22 protein-coding genes are annotated in these 23126 nt (G+C 55.3%); 14 read left to right on the plus strand and 8 right to left on the minus strand.

The window, feature by feature from the left end; translation table 11 throughout:
* Window positions 1-14 precede the first annotated feature (14 nt).
* From B2Z72_RS00410 to B2Z72_RS00420, 3 genes are all read left to right on the plus strand, one after another.
* Window positions 15-836: a mechanosensitive ion channel family protein gene (locus B2Z72_RS00410; RefSeq protein WP_296985389.1), complete on the plus strand. Its 822-nt coding sequence runs from the start codon at window positions 15-17 to the stop codon at window positions 834-836.
* Window positions 837-1158: 322 nt separating this feature from the next.
* A complete protein-coding gene (locus B2Z72_RS00415; protein WP_296985392.1) occupies window positions 1159-2460 on the plus strand; it encodes an ABC transporter substrate-binding protein in 1302 nt (433 codons plus the stop codon).
* 293 nt (window positions 2461-2753) lie between these two features.
* Window positions 2754-4025 (plus strand): ABC transporter substrate-binding protein, encoded by a 1272-nt coding sequence (locus B2Z72_RS00420; protein ID WP_296985394.1) that lies wholly within the window; start codon window positions 2754-2756, stop codon window positions 4023-4025.
* A gap of 136 nt (window positions 4026-4161) precedes the next feature.
* Here the strand turns inward: B2Z72_RS00420 and B2Z72_RS00425 are convergent, their stop codons facing one another.
* The 7 genes from B2Z72_RS00425 to B2Z72_RS00455 form a co-directional block, all read right to left on the minus strand.
* Window positions 4162-5358, minus strand: coding sequence for a heme biosynthesis HemY N-terminal domain-containing protein (locus B2Z72_RS00425; protein WP_296985397.1), 1197 nt, complete (start codon window positions 5356-5358; stop codon window positions 4162-4164).
* Entirely contained in the window at window positions 5355-6689 is a 1335-nt protein-coding gene (locus B2Z72_RS00430; protein WP_296985399.1) for a uroporphyrinogen-III C-methyltransferase, read from the minus strand. Before B2Z72_RS00430 ends, B2Z72_RS00425 begins: the two co-directional genes overlap by 4 nt.
* 52 nt (window positions 6690-6741) lie before the next feature.
* Window positions 6742-7503, minus strand: coding sequence for a uroporphyrinogen-III synthase (locus B2Z72_RS00435; protein ID WP_296985402.1), 762 nt, complete (start codon window positions 7501-7503; stop codon window positions 6742-6744).
* Window positions 7503-8444, minus strand: a complete 942-nt coding sequence (gene hemC / locus B2Z72_RS00440) for a hydroxymethylbilane synthase (RefSeq protein ID WP_296985404.1) — start codon at window positions 8442-8444, stop codon at window positions 7503-7505. Before hemC ends, B2Z72_RS00435 begins: the two co-directional genes overlap by 1 nt.
* A gap of 124 nt (window positions 8445-8568) precedes the next feature.
* Entirely contained in the window at window positions 8569-9933 is a 1365-nt protein-coding gene (gene glmU / locus B2Z72_RS00445) for a bifunctional UDP-N-acetylglucosamine diphosphorylase/glucosamine-1-phosphate N-acetyltransferase GlmU (RefSeq protein WP_296985406.1), read from the minus strand.
* A 99-nt stretch (window positions 9934-10032) separates the two neighbouring features.
* Window positions 10033-10878: an HDOD domain-containing protein gene (locus B2Z72_RS00450; protein WP_296985408.1), complete on the minus strand. Its 846-nt coding sequence runs from the start codon at window positions 10876-10878 to the stop codon at window positions 10033-10035.
* Between the two features lie 175 nt (window positions 10879-11053).
* The gene (locus tag B2Z72_RS00455; RefSeq protein ID WP_296985410.1) at window positions 11054-11959 is read right to left on the minus strand and encodes a zinc ABC transporter substrate-binding protein; all 906 of its coding nucleotides are present in this window, start codon (window positions 11957-11959) and stop codon (window positions 11054-11056) included.
* 178 nt (window positions 11960-12137) lie between these two features.
* On the opposite strand from B2Z72_RS00455, the gene B2Z72_RS00460 reads away from it, so the two are divergent.
* The 4 genes from B2Z72_RS00460 to B2Z72_RS00475 all read left to right on the plus strand — a co-directional run bounded on the left by B2Z72_RS00460 (window position 12138) and on the right by B2Z72_RS00475 (window position 15069).
* Window positions 12138-12617: a Fur family transcriptional regulator gene (locus B2Z72_RS00460; RefSeq protein ID WP_296985412.1), complete on the plus strand. Its 480-nt coding sequence runs from the start codon at window positions 12138-12140 to the stop codon at window positions 12615-12617.
* Window positions 12618-12682: 65 nt separating this feature from the next.
* The gene (gene znuC, locus B2Z72_RS00465; RefSeq protein WP_296985413.1) at window positions 12683-13444 is read left to right on the plus strand and encodes a zinc ABC transporter ATP-binding protein ZnuC; all 762 of its coding nucleotides are present in this window, start codon (window positions 12683-12685) and stop codon (window positions 13442-13444) included.
* Entirely contained in the window at window positions 13441-14241 is an 801-nt protein-coding gene (znuB, locus tag B2Z72_RS00470; RefSeq protein ID WP_296985415.1) for a zinc ABC transporter permease subunit ZnuB, read from the plus strand. Before znuC ends, znuB begins: the two co-directional genes overlap by 4 nt.
* A 441-nt stretch (window positions 14242-14682) precedes the next feature.
* Window positions 14683-15069 (plus strand): J domain-containing protein, encoded by a 387-nt coding sequence (locus B2Z72_RS00475; protein ID WP_296985417.1) that lies wholly within the window; start codon window positions 14683-14685, stop codon window positions 15067-15069.
* 5 nt (window positions 15070-15074) lie between these two features.
* On the opposite strand, the gene yihA is transcribed toward B2Z72_RS00475, so the two are convergent.
* Complete coding sequence (gene yihA / locus B2Z72_RS00480) at window positions 15075-15752, minus strand: ribosome biogenesis GTP-binding protein YihA/YsxC (protein ID WP_296985420.1); 678 nt, start codon at window positions 15750-15752, stop codon at window positions 15075-15077.
* 143 nt (window positions 15753-15895) lie between these two features.
* On the opposite strand from yihA, the gene B2Z72_RS00485 reads away from it, so the two are divergent.
* The 7 genes from B2Z72_RS00485 to glmS all read left to right on the plus strand — a co-directional run bounded on the left by B2Z72_RS00485 (window position 15896) and on the right by glmS (window position 23099).
* Window positions 15896-16195 carry a c-type cytochrome gene (locus B2Z72_RS00485; RefSeq protein ID WP_296985421.1) on the plus strand — a complete coding sequence of 100 codons (300 nt, stop codon included), beginning with the start codon at window positions 15896-15898 and terminating at the stop codon, window positions 16193-16195.
* A 45-nt stretch (window positions 16196-16240) separates the two neighbouring features.
* Window positions 16241-16843 (plus strand): c-type cytochrome, encoded by a 603-nt coding sequence (locus B2Z72_RS00490; RefSeq protein ID WP_296985423.1) that lies wholly within the window; start codon window positions 16241-16243, stop codon window positions 16841-16843.
* Window positions 16844-17034: 191 nt separating this feature from the next.
* Window positions 17035-17676: a thiol:disulfide interchange protein DsbA/DsbL gene (locus B2Z72_RS00495; RefSeq protein ID WP_296985424.1), complete on the plus strand. Its 642-nt coding sequence runs from the start codon at window positions 17035-17037 to the stop codon at window positions 17674-17676.
* An 87-nt stretch (window positions 17677-17763) separates the two neighbouring features.
* Window positions 17764-18489, plus strand: a complete 726-nt coding sequence (locus B2Z72_RS00500; protein WP_296985426.1) for an endonuclease/exonuclease/phosphatase family protein — start codon at window positions 17764-17766, stop codon at window positions 18487-18489.
* Window positions 18490-18569: 80 nt separating this feature from the next.
* Window positions 18570-20219: a GGDEF domain-containing protein gene (locus B2Z72_RS00505; protein ID WP_296985429.1), complete on the plus strand. Its 1650-nt coding sequence runs from the start codon at window positions 18570-18572 to the stop codon at window positions 20217-20219.
* A gap of 281 nt (window positions 20220-20500) precedes the next feature.
* Window positions 20501-21271 (plus strand): DeoR/GlpR family DNA-binding transcription regulator, encoded by a 771-nt coding sequence (locus B2Z72_RS00510; RefSeq protein ID WP_296985431.1) that lies wholly within the window; start codon window positions 20501-20503, stop codon window positions 21269-21271.
* 13 nt (window positions 21272-21284) lie between these two features.
* Window positions 21285-23099: a glutamine--fructose-6-phosphate transaminase (isomerizing) gene (gene glmS / locus B2Z72_RS00515; RefSeq protein ID WP_296985432.1), complete on the plus strand. Its 1815-nt coding sequence runs from the start codon at window positions 21285-21287 to the stop codon at window positions 23097-23099.
* Window positions 23100-23126: the final 27 nt, after the last annotated feature.

Raw genomic sequence — 23126 nt, forward strand, 5'->3', positions numbered from 1 at the left:
GGAGCTATCTCTGTATGAACTGGAACATTGACCCACAACAGATCTGGACGGATTACGTTCTGCCGTGGGGGACTCAGATTGCGCTCGCCCTGCTGATCTTTATCATCGGGCGCATGATTGCCGGCATGATTACCAACACCGCCGCCAAAGGTCTGACCCGCGCCAAGCTGGATCCCATTCTGGTTGCCTTTGTAAAAACCGTAATGGGCACCACGCTGACCCTGTTGGTGATTGTTTTTGCGCTGTCGCAACTGGGTGTGGATACCACCTCACTGGTTGCTCTGCTCGGTGCCGCCGGTCTGGCCGTTGGCCTGGCATTAAAAGATTCACTGTCGCATTTCGCCGCTGGTGTAATGCTCATTTTATTCCGTCCGTTCAAACTGGGTGATTATGTCGAAGTTGGCGGTGTGGCCGGTTCCGTTGATCAGATCACTATTTTCAGCACCCGCCTGAAAACCCCGGACAACAAACTGGTTACCGTGCCAAACGGCAACGTATTCGGTAACACCATGGTGAACTATTCCGCTGAGCCGACCCGCCGGGTGGATATGATTGTTGGCATCAGCTATGGCAGCGACCTGCTGAAAGCCAAAGCTCTGCTGCATGAAATTGTCGCCGCGCACCCACTGGTACTGAAAGATCCGGAATGGAAAATTGCCGTATCAGAACTGGCCGATTCTTCTGTGAATTTTGTTGTGCGCCCATGGGCCAACGCTGCAGATTACTGGACCGTTAAATGGGAACTGACCGAAACCATCAAACTGCGTTTTGATGCGGAAGGTATTGAGATTCCATTCCCGCAAATGGATGTTCATCTGCACAAAGAAGAAGCCTGATACTTTTTCGATTGTGGTATCTGCGCAGTAAGATTTACCGCGCCCAAAAAGCCCTGCTATATAGCAGGGCTTTTTTATTTCCGCTGACCCGTGGTGAAAATCACAGCAAAAAATCAAAGACATTTTGTAAGCAATGTCTTCTGCACTTGCCAGCCTGCAAAGCAGACCTGCCCCAGCCGAAAAATTTCATATTTTCTGTTCGTCTGAATACAAGTTCCTCTTTCTGTCCACAGGTACAACCTTGTGTCCTGTCTTACCTGTCTGGATCAGCTCCGTCAGAGAGCTGGCCTCACGCCAATACTCAGCCAGAAAAGGAATCCTTATGTCGCCCCATCCTGTTCGTTGCCAATCATTATTGCGCCGTTTTCCTGCAGCGGTTTTCCTGCTCAGCTCTATGCTGTTTGTTACCACCCCTGTGCCTGTTTATGCGGCAGAAAGCCCGCAGCAAAGCATCAAAATTGGTCTGAATTATCCGTCCAGCGGACGCTACAAAGAACAGGGGCTGGCACAGATCCGTGGCGCGCTGTTGGCGGTAAAAGAAATTAACAGCCAGGGCGGTGTTAATGGCCAGCCACTGGAATTATTGCGGGCTAACACTGCATCCAAACCAGAGCGGGCGGCAGCCAATGTTGATGAGCTGATCGCGCAGGGTGCAGTGATGTTATTCGGTGGTGCCTCCAGTTCGGCGACCATTGCTGCCGCAGAACGGGCAGCACAACACAAACGTATTTATTTCGGCACGCTGGGATACGACAACGAAATTACTGGCCTCGAAGGTCAGCGTTATCTGTTCCGTGAGCCTTACAGCTCGTATATGGCCGCACGTGCACTGGCGGAATATATGAACACCTATTTAAAAGGTAAAAAATTCTTTTATCTTACCGCCGGCTCCAGCGAAGGCTGGTCCATGGAAGGCGCGTTGCGCAGTTTTACCGGCACTCAGGGGATTACTTCACATCCGGCCGCACGAACACCGTTTCCAAATCCCATGCACCGGGATTTTCAGGCGGCTCTGCGCAAAGCAGTGGAATCCGGCGCTGAAGTTCTGGTGGTCAATCAGTTAGGGCAGGATATGGTGCTGGCACTGAATGAAATTTATGCCATGGACCTGAAAAAGAAAATGACGGTCATCGTACCCAACCTGACGCTGGGCATGGCCCAGGCCGCTGGCCCCGGATTAATGGAAGGCGTTATCGGTGCGGCGCCCTGGACATGGAAAGTGCCGTACCAGTTTAATTACCAGCGCGGTAAAGATTTTGTCGAAGCCTTTGTGCAGGAATATCAGCTGCACCCCTCCAGTTCTGCCGCATCGGCGTACAGCATTGTTTATCAGTTTACTGATGCGGTTAAACGCTCCGGCTCGACAGAAACCGAAGGCTTAATTGCGGCACTGGAAAATCATCGTTACAAATTACTCAAAGACGAACAGAGCTGGCGCGATTTTGATCATCAGAATCAGCAGACCGTTTATGTTGTACGCAGCCGCAAGCGCGATGACATTATGCTGAGCGATATGCGTGAGGATTTTTTCGATATTTTGCTGGACGTCAGTAATACCGAAATGAATCAGGATGAATGGCAGATGGTGCGGACGATTAACGACAAACCTCTGGTTTTGGAATAACAGCCGGATTACGGAACTCTGTCGCAACTGAGCACAACTGAGCAAAGCTGCAGTCTGCCGCTTCTGCTCTTCACTTTTATCTTCCACCGGCCAGTGTTTGAACCCCTCAAGCACTGGCTTTCCGGCGCTTAATCCTGCTTTATTTTCAGTTATTCAAAACCCTTCCTGTACTGACGAACCACTAAGGCCCGTTTTGCCGCAGACTTTAGTCGGCGAGACTAATAACGAAATTTCATTATTATTTCTTATCTGAGAAGAAGCGAAACGCATAATAATAACAAGAGGGCACCACCATGCCGGGGAAGAAGTACTATCCGGGTAAAATGATCCATCTGTTGCTGGCGGGCATCTTTTTTTTATCCGCCGCCGTACAGGCCGCCGAATCCGTAAAACTTGGTCTCAATTACCCATCCACCGGGCGCTATAAACAGCAGGGGCTGGCTCAGGCCCGCGGTGCGCTGATGGCCGTGGATGAAATTAATACCAGCGGTGGTGTTCTCGGACGGCCGCTGGAATTACTCACTGCCAACTCGGCTTCCAAACCAGATAAGTCTGTAGAAAACGTAAAAGAATTAGCGGCACAGGGCGTGTCGATGCTGTTCGGCGGGTCGTCCAGTGCCGTTGCCATTGCGGCCGGTAAAGAAGCGGCACGTCATAATCTGATTTATTTCGGCACCCTGACCTATGCCAACGAGACCACCGGCAGTGAAGGTCATCGTCATATGTTCCGCGAAACCTACAACGCACATATGGCAGCGAAAGCACTGGCCGCCTATCTGAATGACAGCCTGCAGGGTAAAAAGCTGTTTTATATTACAGCGGATTACAGCTGGGGCTGGTCGACGGAAAAATCCCTGCGTGAATTTACCGGAACTCAGGACACCGCCGCTCATCCGGGGGTCACCACAACCTATCCACGTCCACGCGATGCGGACTTCCGCAGCGCGCTGCAGCAGGCCCGCGATTCCGGTGCAGATGTGCTGATGCTGGTGCAGTTCGGCGATGATATGGCCATGGCGCTGAAGCTGGCGCACAGCATGGATCTGAAAGATAAAATGACCATCATCGTCCCCAATCTGACCCTGGGGATGGCAAAGTCAGCCGGCGCAGGCATTCTTGAAAACGTAATTGGTGCCGCTCCCTGGACCTGGAAAGTCCCTTACCAGTACGACTTTGCCGGCGGCAAAAAATTTGTTGAGGATTTCGTCGGCCGTTATCAGACCTACCCTTCCAGCTCGGCGGCTTCCGCCTACTCAATCGTTTATCAGTTTAAGGACGCAGCGGAGCGTTCTGGCTCACTGGATACGGAAAAGCTGATCAGCGCGCTGGAAAATCACAGCTATGTGCACCTGAAAGACCAGCAGACCTGGCGCGCTTTCGATCATCAGAATGTGCAGAGCGTTTACGTGGTAAAAACCCGGCCACGTAATGATGTGCTGGTGAGTGAATTGCGTGAGGACTTCTTCGATATTCTGCTGCAGTTACCCGGTGACGAAGCAGCACTGACGGAGGCTGAATGGCAGGCCGTGCGTAAAGCGGCTGGTAAGCCACTGCAGCTCGAATAAAACGTCAGACAAACCTGAAGACAGGTGAATACATTGCGCTGCGGGCCCACTGCAGCAGACCTTCCCCCTTTGCGGCAGAACTTATTAATGGGTTCTGCCGCTTTTTTCTGCACTGCGCAATGCAATCTCTCTGGATTCAGTGCGCGCGCAGAGCCTGACGGAAATGTTCACAGGCAGCTTTTTCGTTATCTTCCGCCATCAGCACTTTGCCCATTTCAGCATGCAGTTCAGGCAGGCCTTTTAAGCGCAGGCCGGTCTGCAGGTAATCGCGGGCTTTTTCCAGATGCTCCTGACGACGGGACAGGCGCCCCAGCACCAGCAGCAGATACGGATCGTTCGGACGTTCCTGCAACTGCTGCTCAGCGAACAGCAGCTGACGGCCGGTATCCGTGCCATGCAGACTGCCGTACAGCACGATCAGATCATCATGCCAGACGTACTTCAGCGCGTTGCGCAGCTCCTGTTCCGCCAGCCCTTCTTCGCCCTGCTCTTTCAGCAGATCGATATAGCGTTTGGTCACTTTAAATGAGTAGCGGCCCTGGCGCGGGAAGTCGTGATACAGGCGCTTCAGCTCAGCAGCGGCTTCACCCGGTGCCTGGCCATGACCGTGCACAGCGCGGTCGAGCAATTGCAGCTGAACGTTTTCTTCCAGCTCCCGGATACGCTCCGGCTTGAGCTTGCTGGATTTTTTCAGCAGCGGCAACATCTCGTGCAGCGCTACCCAGTCTTCCAGATCCAGATAGGTTTTCACCAGCAGTTTGAGCAGGTAAGCGTGACGCGGATATTGCTTGCGCAGATTGAGCAGAACCGCCAGTGCCTGTTCTTTCTGACCGCGGCTGTTGAGCAGTTCCGCCTGAGTCAGGCCAACCGCGAGATCCGCCCCTTTGGTGCTCTGACTGGCGGCTTTCAGCCACTCGTCGGCAGCGTCCATTTTGTTCTGTTCATATGCGGCACGGGCAGCAGCCAGATAGTTGATCAGACCGGTTTCAGAATCTTCTGCACCTATGGTCAGCAGACGTTCTGCCCGCCGCCAGCGTCCCTGAGCCAGCGCTAACAGACCACGTGTTGTCTGACGCTGAGCACGTACGCTGCGGCGCTGCCGGCGCCATTCGTTAAAGCGCCAGTCACTGCCCACCAGCAGCAGGCTGATACGCAGCAGCACATACAGCAGCAGCATCAGCCCCATTGTCATTCCGAGGTACACCCACAGCGTCATTTCCAGCGTGTAGTTATGCCAGCTCACCAGCACGTAGCCAGTGTCGATATTCATCAGCGTACCGGCAATCAGGCCGACCGCGAGAAAAACGACCAGAAGCAGCAGCCAGACTCTCATTGATTGCCTCCGTCTGCTGCCTCATTGGCAGGCGCAGGCTGTCGCGGCAGGACGCTGCCACGGCGCTGGTTTTCCACCAGTTTCTGCAGCTGCATCAGTGAGCCGGTGATATCCGGTAACGGTGGATTCACCTGCCAGCCCTGTAACTCCTGCAGCGCCAGTTTAGCGGCAACGGTACGCTGATCATCGATCAGCAGGTATTCATCCAGCCAGCCGGCAACGCGGCTGAGGCTGTGTTTGTACAGATCATCCTGCTTACGCAGCAGCGCTACCTGAGCCTGCTCCAGCATCAGGTGCATATTCTGTTGCAGGTAGTACTGCTGATCCGGTGACAGCGGTGCGGCAATCGGCTCTGAGCGTTCGCGGAAGCGCACCAGCGTGCTCAGCGATTCTTTCACTGTGTGCCACAGAGTCAGATACCAGGGCTGATCCAGCGGTTGCGGTGCTGCGGCCACTGTTTCCGCTTTATCGCCATCCGGCAGCAGACGATCCGGCAGCCACGGCAGTTGTGGTAACGCCTCCTGCAGTGTCTGCAGACGCAGCACCGCACCGGTCACATCCACCGCAGGCGAAGCACGCAGACTCTGAATTTCTTCGGTAATGGTTTTACGCACCGGATTCAGCTGCGGATTACGGGTCTCCACCAGCACGTTATCCGCTGCCTGCAGCATGCTCAGACTGCCTTCGACATCTTTCTCCAGCAGCAGGCGCTGGTTAGCCATGCGCAGCAGATACTCCGCTTCCGCCAGCAGCCAGTCCTGACGTTCAGCACCCGGCAGTTTGCCGAGACGGTCGGTGTTATGTTCAACCTGTTGCTTAAGGGTTGTAGTCAGGTTTTTCAGTGACTGGGTTTCTGACAGCAGGTCGCCTTCGGCAGCGGCCAGGTTGCCGGCCTGTTGCTGCGCCTGCAATAAGCGGTCTTTCAGAACCGCCAGTTCAGCGGATGTGCTCTGCTGCTGTTGCCACACCAGCCAGCCGGCAAAAGCGCCCAGCGCCAGCAGACCAAGCATCAGAATCAGATTGATCCAGGCCAGCGGATGCGGACCTTTGCGAGCAGTCTTCGGTTCAGCTGTTTTTGGCTCAGTTGTTTTTGGCTTAGCAGAGCTTTCTTTTACCTGAGCGTCTTTTGCGGCTTTCTCTTTAGCCGGTTTTTGCTGCGCGGATTCTGCCGCATCAACGGTTTCATCCGCTGGCGTGTTGTCTGTTTCAGATGCGGACGGTTTACTCTCCGCTGCTGCCGGTGTTGGCTCAGGCGTTAACTCCGGAGTCTGCTCAGGGGTATCGCTGTTGAGCTTGTCTGTATCCTGCTGATCGTTTTTATCTTTCGTCACTGTCTGCTTCCTTAAACCGACCGGCTGATCTGATAACCATGCTTACACGTTTTTATTTCGTCTGCGCCCATTGCTGCAGGCACTGCAGCATATCATTGTCGCGGGCACTGGCGGCGACCAGTACCGGGTTGTATCCGCGCGCCCGTGCCTGCTCTGCAACCCGTTCACTGGGCAGCATAACAGCACTGACTTTCTGTGCCAGTTGCGGCACCTGTGATTCGGCGATGTCCAGCGCCTGACCACTGCTGAGCATCAGCAGGGGTTTATCCGCCAGTGCGTTGTGCCAGTCGCTGTCGCTCCAGTTTACTGGCTGGCGTTCATAAAGCTCGGCGTAATCCACTTCCGCACCGCGTTCGCGCAGCACACTGGCGAGGGTTTCACGGCCACCGACACCACGCCAGATAAGAACCCGTTCACCACGGATCTGTTCCGCCTGCAAACCGGGCAATGCCAGCACGCCTTCGCTGTCGAAACGCTGTGCAGGCATATTTACGTTTATTTCCGCCTGCTGCAAGACATCCGCGGTCGTTGGCCCGACCGCATACCAGTCGATGCCCAATGGCAGCTGCGGCCAGTAATCATCCAGCCAGCGCAGACCATAAGTCGCCGCATTAAAGCTGATGGCAATCACCGCTTTGTACTGATCAATATCGAGCATTTTCTGCCGCAGGCCGGAGCGTGCAGCTTCGTCGTCATCCGCCAGCGGCACAATCTGCATCAGCGGGTGATGGCGCACACTGACGCCCTGCGTCTCAAGGGCGGCAATAATGCCGCCAGCCTGATCCTGCGGACGGGTTACGACAACCGTCGTCATTACTTAACTTCGTGACCGTAAACGGCTTCGAGGATGGCACCGGCCCCCTGTGCTAACAGGTCTTCTGCGGCGCTGATACCCAGTGCATCCGGTTCAGTGGCGCTGCCACGGGTTTCGGTACGCAGAATCTGTGTGCCGTCTTCACTGCCCACCAGTCCACGCAACCAGAGTTCATCACCGCTGCGCTCGGCGTAACAGGCGATCGGCACCTGACAGCCACCCTGCAGGCGACGGTTCAGCGCGCGCTCAGCCAGTACACAGCTGGCAGTCAGTTCATCGTGCAGCGGTTTAATCAGTTCATGCACAGCGCTGTCACCGACACGCCATTCGATGCCCAATGCGCCCTGGCCGCCTGCTGGCAGGGATTCTTCCGGTTCAATAAACGCGGTCAGACGATCCTGCATTTCCATCCGCAGCAGACCGGCAGAAGCCAGAATGATGGCATCGTATTCACCGGCATCCAGCTTGCTCAGACGGGTCTGCACATTGCCACGCAGACTTTTGATCACCAGGTCCGGGCGGCTGTTCTGAATCTGGCAGCCACGGCGCAGGCTGGAAGTCCCCACAACCGCACCGGCCGGCAGCTCACTGATGGCCTTGTAGTTGTTGGATACAAAAGCATCGCGCGGGTTTTCACGTTCACAGATCACACCCAGCTCCAGACCTTCAGGAAATTCCATCGGTACGTCTTTCATGGAGTGCACAGCGATATCAGCGCGACCATCGAGCATGGCGGTTTCCAGTTCTTTTACGAACAGGCCTTTGCCGCCGATTTTCGCCAGCGGCGTATCGAGGATTTTGTCGCCCTGGGTTGAGAATGTAACCAGCTCCACCGCCAGCCCCGGATGCATGGCTTCAAGACGGGCTTTGACGTGTTCTGCCTGCCACAGAGCGAGCGGGCTTTTACGGGTAGCAATACGGAGAGTGGTCACAGCAGACATGAGGCTCCTCAGGGGAAGAAAGATGATAAGTACAAAGACAGATGCCGCCCATCATACCAGTGCGGGCGGAAAGTGGGGAATGACTCAGGTCGGGCTGACGCTTGCCACACCAGCCCGCAGTCCGTCAGTTTTTGACAGGCCGTGCCCAGCCACTGATATTGCGCTGTTTGCCGCGCGCCACAGACAGCTCGTTGTCTGCCACTTCACGGGTGATCACAGAACCGGCACCGATGGTTGCTCCGGCACCGACTTTCACCGGGGCCACCAGCGAGGAGTTGGAGCCGATAAAGGCGCCGTCGCCGATTTCGGTTTTCGACTTGTTCACGCCGTCGTAATTGCAGGTGATGGTACCGGCGCCGACATTCACGTCTTTGCCGATTTCGGCATCGCCAATGTACGTCAGATGGTTCACTTTTGAACCTTCACCGATCACGGCTTTCTTCACTTCGCAGAAGTTACCGACTTTGGCCGACTGCTTCAGGTCGGCCCCCGGACGCAGACGGGCGTATGGGCCGATGCTGCAGCCGGATGCCAGCTGCGCACCATCAATATGGGAGTAGGCTTCTACTTCGCAACCCTGACCCAGCTGGCTGTTTTTCACCACGCAGTAAGGGCCAATGCTGACGCCGTCTGCCAGCACCACATCACCTTCAAACACACAGCCAATATCGATGCTGACGTCAGCACCGGCGGTCAGGGTGCCGCGGATATCCAGGCGTGCCGGATCGGCCAGCGAAACTCCGGCGGTGAGCAGTTCATCGGCCAGCTGGCGCTGATATACACGTTCCAGCGCTGCCAGTTGCAGGCGGTCGTTGACGCCCTGCACTTCGTATTCGTCGAGTGGATGAATAGCACGCACAGCGACGTCATTTTCCACCGCCATGGCGATGATATCGGTCAGGTAGTATTCGCCCTGGGCGTTGTTGGCGGAGAGTTTTGGCAGCCAGGTATTCAGATGGGCAGCGGACACCGCCAGAATGCCGGTGTTTACTTCGCGGATTCTGTGCTGCTCTGCGCTGGCGTCTTTGTGTTCAACGATGGCCTGAATGTTTCCGGCGTCATCGCGCACGATACGGCCATAGCCGGTCGGATCGTCCAGCTCTACCGTTAACAGCGCCAGGGCATTACCGGCGTGGCTTTCATCGAGTAATTTCTGCAGGGTTTCGCTGCGGATCAGCGGCACATCGCCGTACAGCACCAGTACCGTCGCTTCGGCATCGACATCCGGCATAGCCTGAGCCACCGCATGCCCTGTACCCTTCTGTTCACTCTGCACCGCCCAGCTGACATCAAACTCTGTGATCTGCTGTTTTACGGCGTCGGCGCCATGACCAATCACCACATGCTGTCTGGCATCATCCAGTTGGGCAGCACTGTTAAGCACATGCGCCAGCATGGGTTTACCGGCCAGTTTGTGCAGTACCTTGGGGAGATCGGATTTCATGCGCGAGCCTTTACCCGCCGCCAGCGTAACCACAGCCAGTGTCATAACAGTGTGTCCAGACAATAAAAAGATGGCGCTATTCTAGGGCGTTCAAAGGCTAATTCAACCAGCGCCGTCACAGTGTCAGCAGCGTCGGGGGCGAGATCAAACAACGTTCAGCTGTTCGGAGCGGTCTTCCAGCAGATCGAAATAATCCAGTTCGGTAATGCCCAGCGATTCAAACGCCAGTGCTTTGATGCGCTCCCAGTCCGTGAGGTCATAACCGCGGCGGATGTTATTCACCATGTTGTCGGCGATCTTCAGCGTCGACCACACCAGGGCAATTTCATCGTTGATGTTTGTGCGCAGGTAGTCTTCATCGTGATGCAACAGCACCACCTGACAGATGTCCGGCGGCAGCGCCCAGCTGGTAGCGATGAAATAGCCCACCTGAGTGTGATTACAGTTGTAACGCTTATCTTCGTAATCCGTCGGGGTGCAGGAATAATCGAGATTGGCCAGCTGCAGGGTTTCCCGATAGTCAGAATATTTCTGACTCATCGCGGCAATGCCGCAGTCGTGAAACAGACCGGCTGTATAGAGATTTTCCGGTGGGATCTGATCTTTGATATTGCGGCCAATAAACACCATGGTATCAGCCACCATGGTGGAATTATCCCACAGGCGTTCAAAAGAAATGGAGCCAGTGGCTTTAAAGCTGTTGCGCAGCATCATGGCCGTGGCCAGCGTACTGACCGTTTTGGCGCCGAGCAGCATCACTGCCTGTTTGATATCACTGATGGTGCGGCTCATGCCGAACACCGGGGAATTGATGGTTTTCAGAATGGCAGACGACAGACCGATATCCTGAGCCACCAGGTTGCCCAGCTGAAACAGGTCGGATTCGGGATCATCGATTAACCGCTGAATTTCCAGCAGAACCTGCGGCCGCGAAGGCACCGTAAACCCGTGGGTAATTTCTTCGGTCTGTTCTGGGGTCAGAGTAAACATTCACACTCACTGAGGCGACAACACAATGTATGACTTTCAGTGTAGTTGTAACCGAAGTGTGAACGTCCGAACTTACAAATTAACGACAGTAAAACACAGGATGTTACCAGAGGGCCTGCACGGACGTACCAGCCCCCCGGTCAGGCCATTGTGAACTCTGCTCTGCCGTTACCCCTCAGCCGGCAAGACAGCGACGGAATTGCTCGGTCAGGTGCTGCAGATAACGCACGTAGCCATCGCTTGTGATAGCGACTGATGCCGCCATAGGATCGAGCTCACCACGGCGGATATCCAGCCCGCGCACTGCCGAATCGAGGATCGCCGGCGAAAACTCAGGTTCACTGAACACGCAGCGCACGTCGCCATTCTGCAGTTGTTCGCGCATTGCTTGCAGGGTTTTCATACCCGGTTTGCGCTCCGGCGAGATGGTGAAAGCACCCAGCTGTTTCAGGTCCATGGCTTCCACCCAGTGATCATAAGCACGGTGGAAAACAAAAAAGCCGTGTTCTTTTACCGCCGCCAGCTGACTGCGGCTGCTGTCGAGCTGCGCGGTTACAGCGGCAGCGAACGGCGCCGGATCCTGATTCAGCGCCTCTGCCAGCGCCGCCTGGGCACGGATCATTACATCCGGCGCCAGCCACCAGTGCGGGTCGTGGTGTTCATTGCCTTGGTGTTCATCACTTTCATGTTCATCACCGTGGTCATCGTTGTGACCGTTGCCATGCTCGTCATGACCAGGATGCCCGGCTTCATGATCGTCCTGAGGAGCAAACTGCGAGATATCGATCCACTGCTTATCCGGCCAGCGACGGGCAAATTCGACCAGGTAAGGTTCTGCCTGTTCACCGCCCCAGAAGATAATGCCCGCTTCTCGGATTCTGCGGATATCCGATGGCTTCAGAGAAAAATCATGGGGCGTCATACCGGCCGGCACCAGCACGGACAGATCCTCTGCTGGCGTCACCGATGCGGCGACCAGAGCCAGCGGATGCAGGCTGGCCAGCACTTTGACGTCTGCGCGCGAAACAGCGGCCGCACAGAGCAGAATCAGCAGTGCAGCAGCGCGAAAAACGGACTTCATAAAATTATCCCGTCCTGATTGTTACAATATTGTTATATTATAACCTAAAGTTTCTTTGCCTGCTGCCTGTTCTCTCGCCCATAATAGCCGGGCCTTCAGCAACACCCTGTACAGCAGGTACAAAAGGAAAAAGGCAACAGCAACAGCAACAGCCATCCGCCCGGCAACAGGTTTTCCGATGACTCAGAATGTATACAAACATCACGACCACCATTCCTGTGTGGACAGTGCCCTCAACAAGGCCAGACGTCTGTGTGAGGAAAGCGGTCAGCGCCTGACTCCGGTACGCCAGCGCGTACTCGAAATGGTGTGGGCCAACCATAAACCAGTGGGTGCCTATGACCTGCTGCCGAAACTGGCGGAAGAAGGTTTTAACTCGGCGCCGCCAACGGTTTACCGTGCGCTGGATTTCCTGCTTGATCTTGGGCTGATTCACCGCATCAGCTCACTTAACGCTTTTATCGGCTGCAATCATCCGGGCGAAGCACACCCAAGCTGCTTCTTTGTCTGCCGTGAATGCGGCCGGGCCCAGGAGCTGGACAGCAGGCTGATGGGCTCGCTGGCCAGCAAGGCGGAAGAAGAACTGGGCATCAAAGTCGAACAACAGATGACTGAACTGATGGGCCTGTGCCCGATCTGCCAGAAAGAGGCATCATGACCGCAACACCTCCTGGTGACGTGAACCCTGCCGTCGCGTCACCACAATCTCCACACTCCGGATCTGTGACAGCTGCATCAGCACCCCTGATAGAAGCCGATCAGCTCAATCTGCAGCGTGCGCACAAAACCGTGCTCAGTGATATCAGCCTGGCCATCCGTGAACGTCAGATCATTACCCTGATCGGCCCGAACGGCTGTGGTAAATCCACGCTGATCAAAGTCATGCTGGGGCTGGAACAGCCGGACAGCGGCAAAGTCATCCGCCGCAAACATCTGCGCATCGGCTATATGCCACAGAAGCTCAGTCTCGATCAGCGTATGCCGCTGACCGTCGAAGGCTTTCTTCGTCTGGCCCGTCACGCCACCAGCAAAGATATTGAGCATTGGCTGCAGCGTCTGAACATTAAGGCGCTGGCGCCTCTGTCAGTCCATGACCTGTCCGGCGGCGAATGGCAGCGGGTGCTGCTGGTGCGTGCACTGCTGATGAAACCGCAATTGCTGGTTCTCGATGAACCGGTGCAGGGGGTCGATGTGCAGGGCCAGATGGAGCTGTATCAGCTGATTCCGCAACTGCGCGACGAGCTTGGCTGCGGCGTGCTGATGGTCTCCCACGATCTGCACCTGGTGATGGCAGCGACCGATGAAGTGATCTGCCTGAATGGTCACGTCTGCTGCTCAGGCCATCCGGATAATGTCTCCGTCGACCCGGCGTATCTGCAGTTATTCGGTGGCCGTGCGCAACCGGCCATCGTGCCTTACACCCACCACCATGATCATGCCCACTGCGATCACGACCATCACCGCAGTACAGGAGATGAACAATGATGGATATCTGGTGGCTGATGCCGCTGCTGGCCGGTGTTCTGCTGGCGGTGATTGGCGGCCCGCTGGGCAGCTTTGTGATCTGGCGGCGCATGGCCTTTTTTGGTGACACCCTCGCACACGGTGCGCTGCTGGGCATTACCTTTGGCGTACTCACTGACATCAACCTGACCCTGGCTCTGGTGGTTGGCTCTGTGGTGCTGGCACTGCTGCTGATTCCACTGGAACAGAGTGCGCGGCTGTCATCCGACACCCTGCTCGGCATCGTGTCCCACAGCACACTGGCGATTGGCCTGGTGACACTGAGTCTGGCGCAGGACGTGCGGGTCGATCTGATGGGTTATCTGTTTGGTGATCTGCTGGCGGTCGGCACGCAGGACATCATCTGGATTATCGCTGCCGTGCTGGTTGTCGGCGCCCTGCTGATCTGGCAATGGCGCGGCCTGCTGGCGGTCACCGTCAGTCCGGAACTGGCAGAAATCGAAGGTCATCCGGTCAAGCGTCTGAACCTGCTGCTGATTCTGATGCTGGCACTGATCGTCGCACTGGCAATGAAAGTGGTGGGCATTCTGCTGGTCAGCGCCCTGCTGATCATTCCTCCGGCGGCAGCGCGCAGCGTGTCACGCTCTCCCGAGCAGATGGTGATTCTGGCCAGTCTGACCGGCATTACAGCCGTCATTGCAGGTCTGTGGGCATCGTTTCACTGGGATACACCGGCGGGTCCGAGCATTGTGGTCGCCGCCACCAGTCTTTTCGCCATCAGCCTGATCACGGCTAAAGCAATGCGTCACAGAGGCTGAAGCAACAGGTTATAACGGCTGCTGCACTGCGCTACAGAAGCCGAATCTGCCCGGATTGCAGACAAAAAAAGACCCGGTCGCCATTGGGGGCAAACGACCGGGTTAACTTCGGATCATTGGGGAAGTACCGAAGAAAAGGAAGATCCTGAAAAAACTCGCTGTTAGCTAAACCCGTGGTGTTACCTGTTACACCAGAGGAATATCTCTAAATATAGTCAATCTGCTGTGCGCTGCAGGCCTGCACGGATATTTTTGTTTGTATTTACTAATCAGGAAGTATTTTCCCAAAAATATTCCCTATGGTTACCGGGGGAATTTCTGCCATTCCCGCACATTACTTATCTGTGCCTGACAAACATGCCCTTCGTCGTAAAATGACGTAAGAAATTAGTAGGAAGCTGGTAACATAGCGTTACATTCACTAAACCCGACCCTTTTTATATGTCTCTTACCAATTATGAGCTTCTTGGCCTGGCCCCAGGTGCCGGCAGAGAAGAAATAAAGAGAGCGTTTAAAAGGCTGGCTATGGCGTTTCACCCGGATCTGAATCCACAGGGGCAGGCGCATTTTGGTAAAATCTGTCGTGCTTATCAGGAATTGATGGGGAAGTTTGAGCAGATGTCTGAGCAGGCATTTGCACAACAGGGGCAAAAGGAAGAGGCCGTACAGCAGCAGCCTTCAGTCAGCGCCGAAGCTTTCCGCCCACAGGCCAATGCCCTGAGCATCAGCCGCGAGCGGCGTACCAGTCGTCGCCTGCCTCAGCACCGCCGTTTTGAGCTGGTGCAGGAGAGTCATTACAAAGGTACCAGCGTCAGCGAAAAAGTCTGACCAGCTTATTCCGGCTGGTCAGTTTCCTGCGCGTCATCCGCGCCAGTTTCATCTTCAGCCGGGGCAACAGGCGCCGGCAGCAGCCAGCCATTCAGGCGCTTTTTCAACACGTCGATACCGTCACCACTGAGTGATGAGAACGTCTGCACCGTGACCAGATCACCGTGAGGCTTCATGGCTTTCTTCACCTGCAGCATGGTGTTCTGCGCCGGGCCGCGCTTCAGTTTATCGGCCTTGGTCAACAGAATATGCACCGGCATGCTGGCTTTGATCGCCCAGTCGATCATGGCGGTATCAAACTCTTTCAGCGGATGGCGGATGTCCATCAACAGCACCAGCCCCACCAGCGCATCACGCTTCTGCAGGTAGTTACCGAGCTCTTTCTGCCACTCGTTTTTCACCGCCAGCGGCACTTTGGCGAAGCCATAGCCGGGCAAATCGACCAGCGCCAGCGGGCGCTCACCGATCTGGAAATAGTTAATCAGTTGCGTACGGCCGGGGGTTTTACTGGTACGGGCCAGTTTTTTATTCCCGGTTAAACGGTTCAGCGCACTGGATTTACCGGCGTTGGAACGCCCGGCAAAGGCCACTTCCCGCTCAATATCCGTCGGGCACTGGCTGAGTTTTGCTGCACTCTTAACGAACTGAGTGTTGGTATAAGTCAATGATTCCTGCGCTATCATAGGGTAAACGTAATGACCGTCCGGAAATTAATGTTATATAATGCTCGGCCTTTGGAAGACGGACCCATCATATCACAGGGCAGTGGTTCCGGGGCTAAGCTGTTTTGAACCCTCAAAAAACAAGCAAGAGAGAGAATCACAACATGAAAAAACTGATGATGATGGCTACCGTTGCTGCTATCGCTGCGAGCGCTAACGTTAATGCTTTCGATCCGGCTGCTAAATACCAGCAGGCCTGTGGCGTATGTCACGGCATGGGTGTTGCCGGTGCGCCTAAAGCATTCGACAAAGCCGCATGGGAACCACGCCTGGCGAAAGGCATGGATACCCTGGTAACCAGCGTAACCAACGGTCTGAATGCGATGCCTCCACGTGGTATGTGCATGGACTGTACCGCTGAGCAGTACAAAGAACTGATCACTTACATGTCCACGCCTAAGTAAGGCACGGCCTAAGTAGAAGAATTCACATACAACCTGGACCTGATGATGAAAAACCTGTTGATTAGCCTGATCGTTTCTGCCGGACTGATGTCCGTTGCTCACGCTGGCGACGCTGAAGCCGGCAAAGCAAAATCTGTCACCTGTGCCGCATGTCACAATGCCGATGGTAACAGTCTGGCACCTACCTTCCCGAAAATCGCCGGACAGGGTGAACGTTATCTGATCAAGCAGATCTCTGATATTCGTGATGGTCGCCGTAACGTACCGACCATGGCGCCTTTCGTGTCTGCTCTGAGCGACGCTGACATTGCTGATCTGGCTGCTTACTTCAGCTCCCAGACTCCAACTGGCGCTGGTGCTCAGCAGGAACTGGTTGAACTGGGTCAAACCATCTACCGTGGTGGTATCGCCGAAAAAGGCATTCCGGCATGTCTGGCCTGTCACGGTCCTGACGGCAAAGGCATCGACACAGCTGGCTTCCCTCGCCTGGCTGGTCAGCATGCTGAATACACCAAGACTCAGCTGACTGCTTTCAGCATGAATCAGCGTACCAACGATGGCGACACCCGCATGATGCGTGATATCGCTTACCGTCTGCACGCGACTGAAATTGAAGCGGTTGCTTCTTATATTCAGGGTCTGCGTTAAGCAGCTGCTGACAAGCGTCTGAAAAGCGTCTGAAAAAAGCGGCTCCGGCCGCTTTTTTTGTGCGCCGGATCTCTCTGTTCAGATGAGATTGACAATTCCCTACCCTAAGCAGTGGGCCTTGCAGAACCTTTATGCAAGAATGCGCTCTACTTAATTCTGATTCGAATCACATATCAATTACGGAGTCGCTGATGTTCGCACAGGTGAGCAAATGGATCGCAGGCGCGCTACTGATGGCCGCAGCCGCAGTACACGCAGAAGAATACACTGCCGGCAAGGAATACAAGGTTCTGGCTGAGCCTGTCACTGTGCTGGCCGATGGCAAAGTGCACGTCGAAGAAGCCTTTTGGTATGGCTGCCCACACTGTTTCCATCTGGAATCCATCATCAAACCATGGAAAGAGCAGCTGGCTGCGGATGTCGATTTCCAGGGTGTACCTGCCATGTTTGGCCGTGCCTGGGTTGTTCACGCTCAGCTGTTCCATGTAGCAGACGTACTGGGTGTTGAGAAAAAAGTACACGACGACATCTTCAAAGCCATCCATGTTGACCGTCAGCGTCTGCTGAGCCGTGATGAGCAGCGCGACTTTCTGGTAGAAAAAGCCGGTATCAGCGCTGAAGACTTCGACAAAGCCTATGACTCTTTCGCGGTTAAATCGCGTATGAAACAGGGTGACCAGCGTATCCGTGCGTTCCAGATCTCCGGTGTTCCGGCGCTGATCGTACAGGGCAAATACGTAATCGACGCAACCTCTGCCGGTGGCCAGCCACAGATGCTGAAAGTTGCTGACTTCCTGATCGAAAAAGAGCGCGCCGCCCTGGCAGGTAAGTAATTACCCGCCATGCCCGGATTCTGCACTCTGCAGGAATTTGTTGCGGCCCCCAGGGCCGCACACTCTCTGAGACTCCTCTCCTTTAATATGCAGGTCGGTATACAGACCAGCGCCTATCACCAGTATCTGCTGAAAAGCTGGCAGCATGTTCTGCCCAATAAACGCCGTCAGCAATCACTCACTGACATTGCAGCCATGCTGCGTGGATTCGATATCGTTGCGCTGCAGGAAGCCGATGGCGGCAGTTTCCGCAGTGGTCAATGTAATCAGGTGGAGCATCTCGCCGATGCCGCCGGCTTCCCATACTGGTATCAGCAGATTAACCGCAATCTTGGTGGTATCGCCCGCCACAGCAATGGTCTGCTCAGCCGCTTTCCCGCCGCCCGCATCACCAATTATCCGTTACCCGGTCTGTTGCCGGGCCGCGGTCTGATGGTGATGCAACTGGGTGATATGAGCAGTGGCCTCACCATCGCCGTGACTCATCTCGCGCTGAGCCGCAAGGCTCAGTTCAGTCAGCTGGATTATCTCTGCAACCTGGTCAGCGACCGCCCTAACCTGATCATCATGGGCGACCTCAATCAGGAAGCTTCAGTCCTGCTGCAGCAAAGCCCGTTGCAACAGCTGAATCTGCATGCGCCACGGGTACTGCCTACCTACCCCAGCTGGCAACCCAAACGCGGTCTCGATCATATCTTTCTCAGCAACAGCATCCGCCTGCTGCGCACAGCGGTAATCAATCAGCCGCACTCCGACCACCTGCCCATCGCCGCCGAAATTGAATGGCCACACATTATTGATCCGGCGCACTGATCTACACGTTCAACACCCGGCAGATTCCCTGCACTTATCTATACTTCCGTTAAGTCACCTTTCTATCGCTGGAGTACCTGATGACCGAGGGAGCCGGGTCAACATCTGCACGCCGCTGGCGTGACAAATATCTGGATTTGCTGGATCAGCATGAAAAACTGAAAACCACCGCCGAAGAACAACACGATCAGATGCGCCGCGGTCTGGTGGTGGTATCGCTGCTGGCCGAAGGTCAGTCCGGCAACGTCGATAAATCCCTGAATGAACTGCGCGAAGCCATCAAACCCGGTGGCAAAGGTATGAGCCGGGTGATGGATGAGCTCGAGACGGCAGTCAAACGCTTTGAGTCCTCCAGCGCCGCTCAGGCTGAAGTGCTGCTCGGCCAGCTGTCCGATGCCGCCGACAAACTCGGCCGTTGTCCGCTACCACGCCCATTAATGAAACGTATCCGTCAGGTGCGCAAAGACGCGGTAAAAGAACTGGAAACCTGGTCCGGCTATACCACCCAGCTGCAGAGCTGGATTCAGGTGATTGGTGAAATCGCTACCCTCGAAGGCTACGATGCTGCGCGTTCCAGCAAATGGTGGCAGCGCTGGTTCAAACCCACGGAAGACGGTGGCAGCGACGCCGATGACACGGCTGAAAATGAAACCCCGGCGGAAGATGAAGCAGAACCAGGTTTCTCGCATATTGCCTCCGAAGTCACCGAGACCCTGCTCAACCTGCTCGGTCAGCTGGTTATTCCGGAACGCCTCAACTATCAGTCCGAAGGGCTGAAAACCCGCCTGCAGAAAGGTCTGAACTGGTACGAGCTGGTACCCCTTCTGGAAGATGCTACCGACTTCCTGCTGCAGTGTCTGGGCAACAGCCAGACCGAGCTAGAGCAATTTCTGCAGAGCCTGGATCAGCGCCTGAAAGCTATCCAGACACTGGTCAGTGAAGCCAGTATGAGCCAGAGCGAACGCCGCCGCGCCCGTGTGGATCTCGACAGCATGGTACGTGAGCAGATTGCCGATATCCGCTCAGTGGTCACCGGTTCCGGCGATCTCGGCGAACTGGGCACCAGTGTGCGCGACCATCTGACCATGATCTTGCAGGCCATGGAGAAGTATCAGCAGGATGAAGAAGAACGCGAACAGAAACTGGAAGCCAAGCTCAAACTACTGCAGGAACGGCTGAATGAGATGGAAGCCGAGGTCAAAGAAAGTCGCCTGGCCATCGAAGAACAGAAGCGCAAAGCGACCCACGACCCGCTCACCGGCCTGCCAAACCGCGATGCCTATCAGGGCCGCCTGGAAGAAGAGCTGGTGCGTCGTCATCGCTACGGCGGCAATCTGGCGTTAATCGTGGCCGACGTCGATCACTTTAAAAAAATCAACGATAACTATGGCCACCTGGCCGGCGACCGGGTACTGACCCTGATCGCCCGCACCCTGCGCAAACATCTGCGTGATATCGATTTTATCGCCCGCTTCGGCGGTGAAGAGTTCGTGATCCTGATGCCGGAAACCAATGGCGCGGATGCCTGGACGGCAGCGGAAAAGCTGCGCACTAAGATCGAACAGAGCCCGTTCAACTTCCGCAAGGAGCGGGTTCCGGTCACCATGTCATTCGGTATCAGCGAATTCCGCGCACTGGAATCGCCGGACGTGGTGTTTGAACGTGCCGACAAAGCCCTCTACAAAGCCAAAGAAAGTGGGCGCAACCAATGCCAGCTGGCGGAAGGCTGAGCACTACGGGTTAATACCGGAGCCTGATCTCAGGCTTCGGCTTTCCCCATCAGCGGATGCCGCCCTTCTCTGCACGACAACCAGCCTTAAGACCAGCCTGACAACCAACCTCACCATCCATTCAGGCATTCAGGCATTCACGGCCAGTCTGACGTGCACCGGCTGCAATATTTCTGTCATATTATTGCTTTTTGCTTTCGTTTTGCTAAATTCCTTTCAAATAACTTTCGTTTCGAAAGATAATCCATTTAACCGCATCTGCGCCCCTGATCTGATCATCCATGCCCAAACGCAATACCCTGCAGCGCCGTCACAGCATTCTTGAAACCCTGAACCTGGAAGGTCAGGTGCAGGTCGATGCACTGGCGAAAGCACTGGATACCTCCGAAGTCACCATTCGCAAAGATCTGGCAGAGCTGGAACGCAGCGGCCTGCTGCTGCGCCGTTACGGTGGCGCCGTGCCATTACCGGCGGAACTGACCGATAACAGCCAGAGCAAAGAAGAAGTTTCGGAACGAAAGCAAATGATCGCCCGCGCGGCCGCCGCTGTGATCCGAGACCATAACCGCATCATCATTGATTTCGGCACCACCACAGCGGCGCTGATCCCCCAGCTGCAGAGCAAGCGCGGTCTGGTGGTGATGACCAACTCGCTGGCCGTGGCACATGCCATCCGCGAGCTGGAAAATGAGCCGACATTACTGATGAGTGGCGGAACCTGGGATACCCATTCGGAATCTTTTCAGGGCCAGATTGCCGAACAGGTGATCCGCTCCTATGACTTTGACCAGCTGTTTATCGGCTGTGATGGTATCGATCTGGAACGCGGCACCACCACCTTTAACGAATTACTGGGCTTAAGCCGGGTGATGGCGGAAGCCGCCCGGGAAGTTGTGGTCATGGCCGAAGCCGATAAAGTCGGGCGGCGTATACCCAACCTGGAATTGCCCTGGTCATCAGTCAGTGTTCTGATCACCGACGACCGTCTGAGCAGCGAACAGCAACAACAAATTGAACAACAGGGCGTGCGCGTCATTATCGCCACGACCTGAACCGGAGAAGCGTATGTGTGGAATTGTCGGTGCAGTAGCACAAAGGGATGTGGCAGATATTCTGCTGGAAGGTCTGAAACGTCTGGAATACCGCGGCTATGACTCCGCCGGTCTGGCGATCATCAGCCCGGATTCGCAACTGCTGCGCCAGCGTCGACTGGGCAAAGTTCAGGCTCTGGCCGATGCAGTAGCGCAGCAGCCGATGGCCGGCGGTACCGGTATCGCCCATACCCGCTGGGCCACCCATGGTGAACCGTCAGAAGCCAACGCCCATCCACATGTTTCCGGCGATATTGCCGTGGTGCATAACGGCATCATCGAAAATCACGAAGCCCTGCGCGATGCGCTCAAGGCTCAGGGTTATGTCTTCACATCCCAGACCGACACCGAAGTTATCGCTCACCTGGTGCAGCGTGAACTGAAGAGCACTGACTCCCTGCTGTCTGCGGTCATGGCCGCCCGCTCTCTGTTGCACGGTGCTTACGGCATGGTGGTGATCGACCGTACTCAGCCAGAACGTATGATCGTCGCCCGCTCCGGCAGCCCGCTGGTGATTGGTTTTGGTATCGGTGAGCACTTCGTCGCCTCCGATCAGCTGGCCCTGCTGCCGGTAACACGCAAATTCGCCTTTCTTGAAGAAGGTGACGTTGCCGAAATCACCCGTCTGGAAGTCAACGTGTTTGATGAACAGAACCAGCCGGTAGAACGCACCCCGCAGGAAAGTACCGTCGAGCACGACGCCGGCGATAAAGGCGAATTCCGCCATTACATGCTGAAAGAAATTTACGAGCAGCCACAGGCCATCATCAACACCCTGGAAGGCCGCCTGTTTAATGGCCAGCTCAACCTGGAAGTGCTGGGCGATCTGTCCGATATCGATCAGGTGCAGATCATTGCCTGCGGTACCAGTTATCACGCCGGCATGACCGCCCGTTACTGGATTGAAGATATTGCCGGTGTTGCCTGTAATGTCGAAATTGCCTCGGAATTCCGTTATCGCCGCTCGGTCGTGCGCCCCAACAGCCTGCTGGTGACCATTTCCCAGAGCGGTGAAACCGCCGATACCCTGGCCGCTCTGCGTCTGGCCAAGGAGCTGGGTTTCAGCCGCTCACTGACCATCTGTAACGTACCCGGCTCATCACTGGTACGCGAATCCGATATGGCGCTGATGACCCGCGCCGGTGCCGAAATCGGCGTAGCCTCCACCAAAGCCTTCACCACTCAGCTGGTTGCCCTGCTGTTGCTCACTGCCGCGCTGGGTAAAGGCAAAGGTATGGACAGCAAACAGGAAAAACGCATTGCCGATGCGCTGACACAACTGCCAGCCGTTATTGAAAAAGCACTGAAAATGAACGACGCCATCGAAACCCTGGCGGAATATTTTGCAGAAAAAAATCACGCGCTGTTTTTAGGCCGTGGGGATCAGTATCCGATTGCCATGGAAGGTGCGCTGAAGTTAAAAGAAATTTCCTACATTCATGCTGAAGCCTACGCCGCCGGCGAACTGAAGCATGGACCACTGGCACTGATCGACGCTGAAATGCCGATTGTGGTTGTCGCACCACAGAATGATCTGGTGGAAAAATTAAAATCCAATATTGAAGAAGTGCGCGCCCGTGGCGGTGAGCTTTATATCTTCGCCGATGAAAAAGCCGATATCCGCGCCGAAGAAAATATGCAGGTCATGGATGTACCGCACTGCGCCGACATCACAGCACCAATACTTTACACACTGCCGCTGCAGCTGCTGAGCTATCACGTGGCGATTATTAAAGGTACCGACGTGGATCAGCCGCGGAATCTGGCGAAGTCGGTGACGGTGGAGTAATATTCAAGTAATAAATATTGAGAGGTG

Source organism: Thalassolituus sp. UBA6592 (assembly GCF_002433655.1).
Classification (GTDB): Bacteria; Pseudomonadota; Gammaproteobacteria; order Pseudomonadales; family Oceanobacteraceae; genus Venatoribacter.